Here is a 10,953-nt window from a genome sequence, read left to right as displayed (position 1 = left end):
GTGAAGATTCTCGTTCTCACGCAGTACTACCCGCCGGAGGGCGCGGCGATCCCTGCCGAGATCGCCCAGGGACTGTCCGAGCGCGGCCATGAGGTCCGTGTGCTCACGGGCTTCCCCAACTACCCGGAGGGCAAGATCTTCCCGGGCTACCGACAGCGCTGGCGCAGCCGCGAGCAGCACGGTGACGTGCAGGTGCTGCGGGTGCCGCTGCTGGCCGACCACTCCGACAACCCCGCGCGGCGGATCCTCAACTACGTGTCCTTCGCGCTGACGGCGGCGTCGGCACGCGGCTATGCCCGGGGCGTCGACGTCATCTACGTCTACGCGACCCAGATGACCCCGGCCCTGGGGCCCTGGCTGTGGCGGAAATTCCGCGGCGCCCCCTACGTCCTGCACGTCCAGGACCTGTGGCCGGACTCCATCCTCGAATCCTCGATGATCGCGCAGTCCCCGGCCGGCCCCGTCATCCGGACGGTGCTCAATCCCTGGCTGCGGCGGGTCTATGACCGCGCCGCCGCCGTCATCGGCATCGCGCCGACGATGGTGCGCACCCTCATCGGCCGGGGCTCCCCGGCCGCGCGGACCTCGCTCATCTACAACTGGGCGGATGATTCCGCTGCCCCCGCGGAGAAGGAGAAGGATCCCGCGACCACCTCCATCCTCTTCGCAGGGAACATCGGCGACATGCAGGACCTGGAGACCGTGGTGCGGGCCGCCCACCTCGTGGAGGACACCTCCGTCCACGTCACCCTCGTCGGCGACGGCATCGCCCGCGAGAAGGTCAAGGCGCTGGCGGAGGAACTCGGCTGCACGAACGTCACCTTCCGGGGGTCCGTCCCCCGCGAGGAGATGCCCGCCATCTACGAGGCGGCGGATTTCTCCCTGGTCACCCTCCGTGACCTGGAGGTCTTCCGCGGGACGATCCCCTCGAAGTTCCAGGGCTCCATCGCCCACGGGGTGCCGGTGATCACCACCGTGCAGGGCGATCTGCGCATGCTGGTCGACGACCTCGGCGTAGGATTCACCGCGGACGGGGAGGACCCGGAGGCCCTGGCGCGGGTGTTCCGCGCGGCGGACAGCATGGACCCGGCCGAGTACCGGGACCTGCGGCGGCGCACCCGGGAGGTCTATCTCGAGCGCTTCTCCCGCCGCTCGGGCGTGGACGCGGTGGAGGCCGTGCTGGCCGCCGCCGCGGCAGGCACCGTGTACAACCCCACCGATTCGATCGACAAGGACAAGTAGATGAGCTCATTCGATGACACGGTGGTCACCATCACCGGTGGTACGGGGTCCTTCGGATCCACCATGGCCCGCAACCTCCTGGACAAGGGTGCCGCGCAGATCAACATCTTCAGCCGGGACGAGGCGAAGCAGGACGAGATGCGCCGCCGCTTCAACGATGAGCGTCTGCGCTTCTTCCTCGGCGATGTCCGGGACGCGCAGAGCCTGGCTCCGGCCGTGCGCGGGGCCGATTTCGTCTTCCACGCCGCGGCCCTCAAGCAGGTCCCGTCCTGCGAGTTCTTCCCGCAGCAGGCCGTGCTGACCAATGTGGTCGGCAGCGACAACGTCATCAAGACCTCGGCGGAGGCCGGGGTGCGCTCCCTGGTGTGCCTGAGCACCGACAAGGCCGTGTACCCGGTCAACGCGATGGGAATGTCGAAGGCCCTCATGGAGAAGACGGCCCAGGCGTTCGCGCGTAACTTCCCCGACTCGGACATGACGGTGTCGGTGACCCGCTACGGCAACGTCATGTACTCCCGCGGCTCGGTCATCCCCATGTTCGTCCGCCAGCTGCAGGAGGGGAAGCCGCTTACCCTGACGGACCCGGACATGACGCGTTTCCTCATGTCGCTGGCCGATTCCGTCGAGCTGGTCGAGTATGCGTTCCTCCACGCCAACCCCGGGGACATCTACGTGAAGAAGGCGCCCGGCGCGACCGTGGAGGTCCTGGCGCGGGCGGTGGCCAGCGTGCTGGGCAACGATGACCCGGAGATCCAGGTCATCGGCTCCCGCCACGGCGAGAAGATGCACGAGGCCCTGCTGAGCAGCGAGGAGATCGCCAAGGCCGTCGACGAGGGCGACTATTTCCGCGTCCCGCTCGACGCCCGTTCCCTCCAGTACGAGCTCTACTTCGACGCCGGGGCCTCCAAGCTGCCCCTGGCTGAGGATTACACGTCGCTGTCCACGCAGCAGCTGAGCATCGCAGAAACCAAGGAGCTCCTGCTGCAGCTGCCGGAGATGCGCCAGCTGGTGGAGGCACGGTCATGAGCAGCGTCGCACTGACCGGGGGCCGGGGTTTCCTCGGCTGGCACACCCGTGCCGCCCTGCAGGAGCAGGGTGCCGACGTCGCCGTGCTCCCCGTCGGCGAACACTTCGACGTCGAGCAGGCCCGCCGGGCCCTCGACGGCGCGGAGCGTCTCATCCACCTCGCCGGCGTCAACCGCGCCTCCGAGGACGAGGTCCGCGCGGGCAACCTGCTCTTCGCCCGGCAGATGGCCGAGGCGCTCACCACTGTTGCCACCCCGCCGCCCGTGGTGGTCTACGCCAACTCGACCCAGGCGGGCAACGGCAGCGTGTACGGTTCCGCGAAGGCGGAGGCCGGGGACATCCTGCGGGCCGCGGCGGAGTCCGTCGGGGCGCAGTTCGTCGACGTCGTGCTGCCCAATCTCTTCGGGGAGCACGGCCGCCCCTTCTACAACGCGGTCACCGCCACCTTCTGCCACCTGCTGGTGGCGGGGGAGGCGCCGAGCGTGGACGTCGATAAGCAGCTGACCCTCCTGCACGCGCAGGACGCCGCCGACCTGCTCATCGGCACCGTCGACACCGTCGACACCGCCCCTGAACAGCAGGAGACCGTCTCCGGGCTGTTGGCCCGGCTCCGGGACATCGACCGCGTGTACCGCGCGGGCGAGATCCCCGACCTCTCGGAGAAGTTCACCCGGGACCTCTTCAACACCTACCGTTCGTACATGTTCCTGGCGCGCCCCGAGATGCCGCTGCTCAAGCACGCGGATCCGCGCGGGTCCTTCACGGAGATCATCCGCACCTTCGGCGGGACCGGGCAGTTCTCCTTCTCCACGACGGTGCCGGGCGTGGTGCGCGGAGGCCACTACCATCGACGCAAGGTGGAGCGTTTCCTCGTCCTCTCCGGGCGGGCCCGGATCTCCCTGCGCAAGATGTTCACCGACGAGGTGCGGCATTTCGACGTCAGCGGCGACGAGCCCGTGGCCATCGACATGCCCACGATGTGGACGCACAGCATCGAGAACACCGGCGACGACATTCTGCTCACCAACTTCTGGACCGACGACCATTTCGACCCGGACAACCCGGACACCATTGTGGAGGCTGTGTAACCATGTCGACCCGTCTGAAAATCGTCACCGTCGTGGGGACCCGGCCGGAGATCATCCGCCTGTCCTCTGTGATCAAGCTTCTCGACGCCCACACCGATCTCGTCCTCGTGCACACCGGGCAGAACTACGACTACGAACTCAACGAGGTCTTCTTCGAGGACCTCGGCCTCCGCTCACCGGACCACTTCCTCGCGGCGGACACGAGCTCGCTGGGCTCCGCGCTCGGCACCATCATCTCCGGGACGGAGAAGGTGCTGCAGGAGGAGAACCCCGACGCCTTCCTCGTGCTCGGGGACACCAACAGCTGCATCTCCGCGCTCATGGCCAAGCGCATGAAGATCCCGGTATTCCACATGGAGGCCGGCAACCGCTCCTTCGATCAGAACGTGCCGGAGGAGACCAACCGCCGCCTGGTGGACCACGTGTCCGACTACAACCTGGTCTACACCGAGCATGCCCGCCGGAACCTCCTCGCCGAGGGCATTCACTCCTCGCGGATCCTGCTCACCGGCTCCCCGATGCGGGAGGTCCTGCAGGACAACGCCGCGCAGATCGACGCCAGCGATGCCCTGGAGAAGCAGGGCCTGCGCCCGCAGGGATATTTCCTCGTCAGCCTGCACCGGGAGGAGAACGTCGATAAGCCCGAGCGGCTGGAGGCGGCGATCGAGACGCTCGCGGCCCTGCACGAGAAGTACGATCTCCCCGTCCTCGTCTCCACCCACCCGCGCACCCGGAAGCGCCTCGAGGCGCTCGGTGTGCAGGAGAAGGAGGGCTTCGTGTTCCATCCGCCCTTCGGATTCCACGACTACATCCGGCTGCAGAAGGACGCCAAGCTGGTGCTCTCCGACAGCGGCACGATCAGCGAGGAGTCGAGCATCCTCGATTTCCCGGCCGTGACCATGCGCGATTTCATCGAGCGCCCCGAATCCCAGGACACCGGCGCGATCATCGCCGCCGGGCTGGACCGCGACAATGTTCTCGACGCCGTGGAGATCGCCCTCTCCCTCTTCGAGTCGCGGAGGCAGTCGGTCCTGCCGGCCGACTACGCCATCACCGACACCTCGGCCCGGGTGCTGGCCTTCATCCGCTCCGCTGCGCACTCACACTTTCAGCGCACCGGCATCAGAAAATGACGGCCCGCACCACCGCACGATCGGCTGGGCAGGTAGGCGCCGAGCCCGAGTTCCGGGGTTCCGGGCAGGTGCTGGCCACGATCGCCTTCACGCTGGCCATGATTGCCGCGCTCGCGCTTGCGCAGCCGATCGTCGAGAAGCCGGACATCCTCCTCCCGGCCGCTGTGCTCTGCGCCTTCAGCCTCTACAGCTTCTTCCTGTGCGGGCGGAAGACGGTGACCGCCTCGAGCGTGGCCAGCTACGGCGTACTCATGTTCATCGGCTTCCCCGCGTGCTTCGGGGCCCTGGGCTTATACAACAGCGGCCAGGCCTACACCGCGCGCAGCCTGACGATCGTCGTACTGCTCGCGTTCCTCTTTCAAGCGGGGCTGCTCCTCGTCGCTGACCGCCTGCCCCGGATCTCCCGGCCGAGCGGGAGCGGGACGCTGGGGGAGAACCCGGCGGTCATCTCCCGCGTGTTCCGGTTGTCCGTGGTCATGTTCGTGCTCTCGCTGGGCGCCCACGCCGTCGGGGCGGACATCTCCGCCGCCGGCTTCGCCTGGGTGGCCATGCTCGCGGGCACCATCGTCACGTTCTGGTCCTCCGGAATGCCCGCCCGGCTGCGGGGTGTGGCCGTCGTGGCGGCGGCGTTCCTGGCGGAGACCGGCCTGTCCCTGGGCGGATTCGGACGCCTCAACCTCGCCGTCCTCGGCCTGTCGCTGGTGGTCGTCGTCTCCCTGCGCACCGGCACGTGGACCGCCAAGCTGGCCACCGCGCTGCTCACCGGCCCCATCCTGTGGTACCTGGTCAACCAGCGGCTGGCCTACCTGGAATCCCAGCGCAAGGGGGGACTGGTCGATGAATCAGAGGGTGTGGGCTCCGTCGTCGGCCCCTTCCACAGCGCCGGCACCATCGTGGAGGCCATCCTCCAGGGAAAGGTGGAACTGTCCTGGGGAAAGACCCTCTTCAACGCTGCCGTCACCGGCGTGCCCCGCTCCATCTGGCCGGACAAGCCCGTGGGCTTCGGACGCGAGATCGTCGAACTCACCCAGCCGTGGATGACGGCCACCAAGGAACACAGTGACGCGGGCACGTTCATCGGGGAAGCGGTGTGGAACTTCGGCGTCTGGCTGGCGCCGGTGTACCTGTTCGCCTTCATCGCGTTCATCCGCCTGCTCGACCGAAAGCTGGCCTCCCTGCTGGACCGGGCGCCGCAGTTCCCCACCTTCCTCGTCCTCATGCTCGTCGCCATGCTCTCGGGCACCCTCCTCAACATCATCTGGGGGAGCTGGTCGACGGCGGCCGCACGCACGCTCTTTCCCCTGGCCCTGCTCCTCGGGCTGTGGTTCTGGGAGACCCGGGTGAGCCGGAGACGGGTGCGCTGATGGCGGGAGGAATCAAGGCCAAGCTGCTGCGCCTGACCTTCGGCAACCTCGCCTACCTCGGGGCGCAGTTCGTGGCATTCGTGGCCCTGGCCCAGTGGGCCACACTGGCGGAGGTCGGTCGCTTCTCCTGGGCCCTGGCACTGACCAGCCCGATCTTCCTCTTCGCCGACATGCGGACCAGCCAGATCCAGCTCTCCTCCCCGCCGGAGCAGGTGAGTTACCGCACCTTCGTGTATCAGCGCGTGGCCATGCAGCTGCTCGCCTCTCCCGTGGCGATCGGCCTGGGCCTGGCCTTCGCCCCCGACCGGGAGACCTTCGCGATGGTCCTCGGGCTGACGGTGCTGAAGAACATCGAGGGTCTGATCAACGTCTCCCTCACCGAACACATGAGGTTCGAGGCGATGGGCGTGGTCGCCGCAATCCAGCTGGTGCGCGGAATCCTCTACGCCCTCGTCTTCAGTCTCTCCCTCTTCTTCAGCGGCAGCGCCATCGTGGCCATCTGGTTGACGGCCGTGATCCTGCTCGTCCCTGCTGCGCAGGGGCACCTGACGCTGCCGCGCACGGCCCGCTCGGCGGGCTCCTCCCGGCAGGCGATGCTCCTGCTCACCCGAGATTCCTGGTCCATCGGCCTCGGCTTCTTCATCGGCTCCCTGACGGTGAACGGCCCCCGTTTCCTCATCGAGTCCTACAACGGCGTCGAGGCCCTCGGTGTGTTCGCCGCCGTGTCCTACGTCATCGTGCTGGCCAACACGGTGGTGGACAGCGTCACCCAGGGCCTCATGCCCCGGTTCAGCTCCTACTGGCGCGCGGGGCAGGGACGCCGCGCGCTGAACAACGCCTTCCGCATCTGCGCCCTGGTGGGACTCATCGGCCTGCTCTCCCTGCTGGTCTCGGCGCTGTTCGGTGACACGATCCTGCGCCTGCTCTACGGCGCGGAATTCGCCCAGGGCAAGGTGGTGCTCATCGCGCTGTTCGTCTGGGCCACGCTGCAGTACATCGCCTCGGCCCTGCGCTCCGTGCTCATCACCGGCGGCATGCGCAGCGGGGTGCTGTGGACGAGCGTGATCAACATGGTGGTCACGCTGGCGCTGGCGCTGCTGTGGCTGCCCACGCGGGGCGCCGAATTCGCCGGCTGGGCGCTGGCCTGCGGTCAGCTCGCGCAGCTGCTGATCTATGTCTGGTTCGCGGCCCGCGCTTTCCGGGGTGCCGACCAGCACGTTGAAAAGAAGGAGCAGTCCTCATGAAGATCTCCGTGATGTGCATCGCCTCCCGCAGTGGGGGAGGGCTGACGGTCCTGCAGAGCCTCGTCGACTATGCCGTGTCCGCAGACACCGGGAACGAGTGGCAGTTCATCGTCTCCGATCAGGAGCTCCCGGCGGCCACGGAGCGGGTGAGCATCGTGCGGGCGTGCCCGGACTACCGCGGCTGGAGGTCGCGGCTGCGCGGGGAGCTGACTGTCGGCCGCCGGGCCGTGCAGTCCTTCCATCCCGATGTGGTTGTCTCCCTGCACAACATCGACACCCTGGCACGGGGCCGGTTCCCCCTCGCGGTGTATGTCCAGCAGGCCCTGCCGTTCCAACGCGATTACCGCCTGTCGTGGCGCGACCCCCGGGAGCGGGGGCTGGCCTGGCGGCAGTACCTCCTGCGCTTTCCCATCCTCCATGCCGTCCGAAAGGCAGCGGTCACCTTCGTCCAGACGTCGTGGTTGGCCGCGGAGCTGAGCAGTGCCGTCCCGGGCGCGCGCGTGCGCAGCATCGGCTTCGAGCAGGCCGACCGCGGGGATCTCCCTTATGGGCCGACAGTCCGGGAGAACCGCTTCTTCTTCCCCGCCGCGGCCTCGAGTTACAAGAATCACCGCGTCCTGCACGAGGCGGTGCAGATGCTGCAGGACAGGGGAGTGGCGGGCCCGGTGGCGCTCACCCTCCAGGAGCAGGATCTGCGGACACTCATCGGGGAGTCTGCCGCTGCGGACTTCGCCCGCTTTGACTTCCGGGGATGGCTGAGCCACGAGGAGGTACTGGCGCTTCACGGAGACTCCATCCTGGTGTTCCCTTCCCTCGTGGAGTCCCTGGGGCTGCCGCTCTATGAGGCCCGCGAGGCGGGGGTGTGGATCGTCGCCGCCGACCTCGCCTACGCCCGGGAGGCACTGGAGGAATACCCGCTCGTCGCGTGGTTCGACCCCCAGGACGCAGCCTCCCTCGCGGCGGCGATGGAAAAGGCGTGGAACTCCTCCCGGCAGGAGCGCGAGCGGCTCAGCGGAGGCGCCGTCCACGGCGGCGGATGGGAGCGCATGGTCGAGGAACTGCGACGGGCCCTGTAGACCGGCGCGGCCGTCCCGTATATTCGAGCACGAGAACGTGCCGACGAGACGACGAAGGGGGAGGCGAGGTCCGTGGTCCGAGCGATGCGTGTCATCAGCCTCGTCACCCTCGTCCTGCTCGTGGTGCTGGCGCTGGTACCGGTGTGGCTCATCTTTCCCCCGCGCCCCGAGGTGACGCACAGCGACGCCGTCTTCGTCATCGCCGGCTCCTGGGACGGCCGCCACGAACTCGGGGCGCAGCTGGTGGAGGAAGGCATGGCGGACAACTACGTCGTGTCCAACCCGGAGGGCAGCAAGGACATCTACGGCTACGCCCACTGCGCAGGCGAGGACCGGCCGGCCGCGCCGGGCGGTGTGTGGTGCATGGACCCCACGCCCGAGACCACCACCGGTGAGGGGCAGACCTTCGCCACACTGGCGCAGGAGCAGGGATGGTCGTCGGTCATCGCGGTGACCAGCCGGACGCACGCGCGGCGGGTGCAGCTGGTGCTGGACCGGTGCACGGATCTTCGGGCGACAGTGCTGCCTGTCGAGACCCTGGACAAGGACATCCTCGGCATCCTCATCGCCCGGGAGATCGGCGGTCACCTCAAGTTCTGGTTCACCCGCCCCTGTTAGTCCTGATCGGGCTCGAGCACCTGCTGGTTGTCGGTACGCAGGTTCTTCACTTCGCGCATGCGCGGCTGCGGGTCGAGCTTGTCGGCCACTGCCTTGCGGGTGGCGTCGACAGCCTTCTTGGCCACGGGAGAGTTGACGGCAGCGGTGTAGCCCTTCTTGATCTGCTCGAATCGCCTGCGGCCGGCCTTGGTGCCCAGGACGTAGCCTGCTGCGGCTCCTACGACGAACTGGATCATGTGGGTTGAGGCTCCTTCGGGGATCGTCAAGAAAATTCCACCGGCCAGCCTACCTGTCGGCCGTGGGGGCGTTGCCCACCCGTTGCCCACCCGTTGCCCACCCGTTGCCCACCCGGGGCCGGGAAAGGGGGCGCCCGCGGACGTCGAAAAGCAGCCGCAGGGAGCAGGGTCGCTGCTGGTAGACTGACCCGCACGTTGAACTGTTGAGGAGTATGGATCGTGAATCAGGGGCATGTTTGGCTGCTGTCCAGCGGCGGCCGAAGGGGAGCGTTGCTGAGGATCCTGCAGAACATCGACGACGGGGGTCAATCCACCGTCGTCGTCACTGATGCCTCGCAGCTCTCGGCCGCGGGGCACCTGGCGGAGCACTTCGAGCTGGTCCCCCGCATCGCGCACCCTGATTTCATCCCACGGCTGCTCGACATCTGCCGGACGTACCAGGTGAATTCCGTCGTGCCCACGATCGACACGGAACTGGAGATCCTGGCCAGCCACAAGGGACGGTTCGCCGCGCTCGGTGTGGATGTTCTCGTGTCCGATCCCGCGGTCGTCGAGCTGTCCTCCGACAAGTGGAAGTTCAATTCCTGGCTCATGGCCAACGGCTTTCCGGCCATCCGGACGTTCGAGAGGGAAGGTTTCTCCCCGGACCTGCTGGGTGGGCCGGTCGTCGCCAAGCCGCGCGGGGGATCCTCCTCCATCGGGGTCCACCGGGCGGTGAGCGCCGAGCACCTGGATCTGGCGGGCCTCGGCCCGGAGTACATCATTCAGGAGCAGATCGAGGGCGTCGAGGTGACCATCGATTTCGCGGTGTCGCGGACCGGCGAGTTCCTCGGTGCCGTGCCGCGCAAAAGGATCGAGGTGCGGGGAGGCGAGGTGTCCAAGGGCGTGACGGTGCGTCACCCCGCCCTGGAGGAGTTCGTCCGGGAGTTCGCGGCGACGCTCCCCGGGGCCTACGGCGTCCTCAACGTGCAGGTCTTCCTCAACGAGGAGACCGGCGATTTCCGGGTCCTCGAGCTCAACGCCAGGGTCGGCGGCGGCTACCCGCTGTCGGATGCCGCCGGCGCGGACTTCTTCCGGCGGCTCATCTCCGGCTCTGAGGGGCCCGTGGACTCCTGGCAGGAGAACCTGCTCATGCTGCGTTTCGACGACGCCGTGTTCGTCCCCGACTACCAGGGAGAGAACCTGTGAGGACGCGCCTCATCGTCCTCGACGTCGATGACACCCTCTACCTGGAATGCGATTATGTCCGCAGCGGCTTCCGGGCCGTCTCCGACTACGTGGACCAGGAGTTCGGCTTCGGCGGATTCTACGATCATGCGTGGGAGTCCTTCCTGGCCGGGCGGCGCGGGAACATTTTCGACGAGGTCCTGACGATGCTGCCCGACGACCGCCGTCCCTCCGTCCCCGACCTGGTCGCCGTCTACCGAAACCACCGGCCGGACATCACCCTGTGCCCGGACGCGCGGGCCTTCCTCGACGAGGTGGCCGGGGACTTTCACCTCGGGGTGGTCACCGACGGCCCGGTTGCCAGTCAGCGGAACAAGATTGAGGCCCTGGGGCTGGATCGTTGGGTCACCGAGTTCGTCGTTACCGGCGAACACGGTCCCACCTGGCACAAGCCTTCGCTGCTGCCCTTCCGGCACCTGGAGGAGGCCTTCGGTGTCCACGGCGCTGAATGTGTCTACATCGCGGACAACCCCCACAAGGACTTCGTCGGACCCACGGAACTGGGGTGGCAGGCGGTGCGGATGGTGCGCCCCTTCGGGCTCCACGCCGAGGCGGACGACGCGGAGAGTTCTCGCCCGGACGCGCGGGTGGACGGCTTCGGGGGGATGCTCGACATCCTGCACTGAGGGCGCGCCGGGCCCGAAAGATAGCGTTAGATGAATGTAATCACCGTTTTCCGGACACGCCCCCTCCGCTGCG

General features: G+C 67.7%; 11 protein-coding genes. 10 read left to right on the top strand and 1 reads right to left on the bottom strand.

Annotation, left to right across the window (positions count from 1 at the left end; all coding sequences use genetic code 11):
- From ACFPUZ_RS02165 to ACFPUZ_RS02130, 8 genes are all read left to right on the top strand, one after another.
- Positions 1-1,242 (top strand): glycosyltransferase family 4 protein, encoded by a 1,242-nt coding sequence (locus tag ACFPUZ_RS02165; protein ID WP_376999425.1) that lies wholly within the window; start codon positions 1-3, stop codon positions 1,240-1,242.
- Positions 1,243-2,268, top strand: a complete 1,026-nt coding sequence (locus tag ACFPUZ_RS02160) for a polysaccharide biosynthesis protein (RefSeq protein WP_376999423.1) — start codon at positions 1,243-1,245, stop codon at positions 2,266-2,268. It abuts the gene before it with no gap.
- A complete protein-coding gene (locus tag ACFPUZ_RS02155) occupies positions 2,265-3,356 on the top strand; it encodes a polysaccharide biosynthesis C-terminal domain-containing protein (protein WP_376999421.1) in 1,092 nt (363 codons plus the stop codon). The genes ACFPUZ_RS02160 and ACFPUZ_RS02155 overlap by 4 nt, the downstream gene beginning before the upstream one ends.
- Before the next feature lie 2 nt (positions 3,357-3,358).
- Positions 3,359-4,489, top strand: coding sequence for a non-hydrolyzing UDP-N-acetylglucosamine 2-epimerase (gene wecB / locus ACFPUZ_RS02150; RefSeq protein ID WP_376999419.1), 1,131 nt, complete (start codon positions 3,359-3,361; stop codon positions 4,487-4,489).
- The gene (locus ACFPUZ_RS02145; RefSeq protein WP_376999417.1) at positions 4,486-5,853 is read left to right on the top strand and encodes a hypothetical protein; all 1,368 of its coding nucleotides are present in this window, start codon (positions 4,486-4,488) and stop codon (positions 5,851-5,853) included. Before wecB ends, ACFPUZ_RS02145 begins: the two co-directional genes overlap by 4 nt.
- On the top strand, positions 5,853-7,097 hold the full coding sequence (locus ACFPUZ_RS02140; RefSeq protein ID WP_376999415.1) for a lipopolysaccharide biosynthesis protein: 1,245 nt from the start codon (positions 5,853-5,855) through the stop codon (positions 7,095-7,097). Before ACFPUZ_RS02145 ends, ACFPUZ_RS02140 begins: the two co-directional genes overlap by 1 nt.
- Entirely contained in the window at positions 7,094-8,173 is a 1,080-nt protein-coding gene (locus ACFPUZ_RS02135; protein ID WP_376999413.1) for a glycosyltransferase, read from the top strand. The genes ACFPUZ_RS02140 and ACFPUZ_RS02135 overlap by 4 nt, the downstream gene beginning before the upstream one ends.
- 72 nt (positions 8,174-8,245) lie before the next feature.
- The gene (locus ACFPUZ_RS02130; protein WP_376999411.1) at positions 8,246-8,791 is read left to right on the top strand and encodes a YdcF family protein; all 546 of its coding nucleotides are present in this window, start codon (positions 8,246-8,248) and stop codon (positions 8,789-8,791) included.
- On the opposite strand, the gene ACFPUZ_RS02125 is transcribed toward ACFPUZ_RS02130, so the two are convergent.
- A complete protein-coding gene (locus ACFPUZ_RS02125; protein WP_376999409.1) occupies positions 8,788-9,027 on the bottom strand; it encodes a hypothetical protein in 240 nt (79 codons plus the stop codon). The two genes, ACFPUZ_RS02130 and ACFPUZ_RS02125, sit on opposite strands and share 4 nt — an antisense overlap.
- 219 nt (positions 9,028-9,246) lie before the next feature.
- On the opposite strand from ACFPUZ_RS02125, the gene ACFPUZ_RS02120 reads away from it, so the two are divergent.
- A complete protein-coding gene (locus tag ACFPUZ_RS02120) occupies positions 9,247-10,215 on the top strand; it encodes an ATP-grasp domain-containing protein (protein ID WP_376999407.1) in 969 nt (322 codons plus the stop codon).
- Positions 10,212-10,880 (top strand): HAD family hydrolase, encoded by a 669-nt coding sequence (locus ACFPUZ_RS02115; RefSeq protein WP_376999405.1) that lies wholly within the window; start codon positions 10,212-10,214, stop codon positions 10,878-10,880. Before ACFPUZ_RS02120 ends, ACFPUZ_RS02115 begins: the two co-directional genes overlap by 4 nt.
- The last annotated feature ends 73 nt before the right edge of the window (positions 10,881-10,953 follow it).

The sequence above is a fragment of the Corynebacterium nasicanis genome (assembly GCF_042658165.1).
Classification (GTDB): Bacteria; Actinomycetota; Actinomycetes; order Mycobacteriales; family Mycobacteriaceae; genus Corynebacterium; species Corynebacterium nasicanis.
This window is presented reverse-complemented; position numbering and strand designations above follow the sequence as displayed.

Bases quoted from the DNA above. Each gene is read 5' to 3' on its own strand.
- ACFPUZ_RS02135 (WP_376999413.1), top strand. From the start codon at position 7,094: ATGAAGATCTCCGTGATGTGCATCGCCTCCCGCAGTGGGGGAGGGCTG.
- ACFPUZ_RS02125 (WP_376999409.1), bottom strand. From the start codon at position 9,027: ATGATCCAGTTCGTCGTAGGAGCCGCAGCAGGCTACGTCCTGGGCACC.
- ACFPUZ_RS02155 (WP_376999421.1), top strand. From the start codon at position 2,265: ATGAGCAGCGTCGCACTGACCGGGGGCCGGGGTTTCCTCGGCTGGCAC.
- ACFPUZ_RS02160 (WP_376999423.1), top strand. From the start codon at position 1,243: ATGAGCTCATTCGATGACACGGTGGTCACCATCACCGGTGGTACGGGG.
- ACFPUZ_RS02145 (WP_376999417.1), top strand. From the start codon at position 4,486: ATGACGGCCCGCACCACCGCACGATCGGCTGGGCAGGTAGGCGCCGAG.
- wecB (WP_376999419.1), top strand. From the start codon at position 3,359: ATGTCGACCCGTCTGAAAATCGTCACCGTCGTGGGGACCCGGCCGGAG.
- ACFPUZ_RS02140 (WP_376999415.1), top strand. From the start codon at position 5,853: ATGGCGGGAGGAATCAAGGCCAAGCTGCTGCGCCTGACCTTCGGCAAC.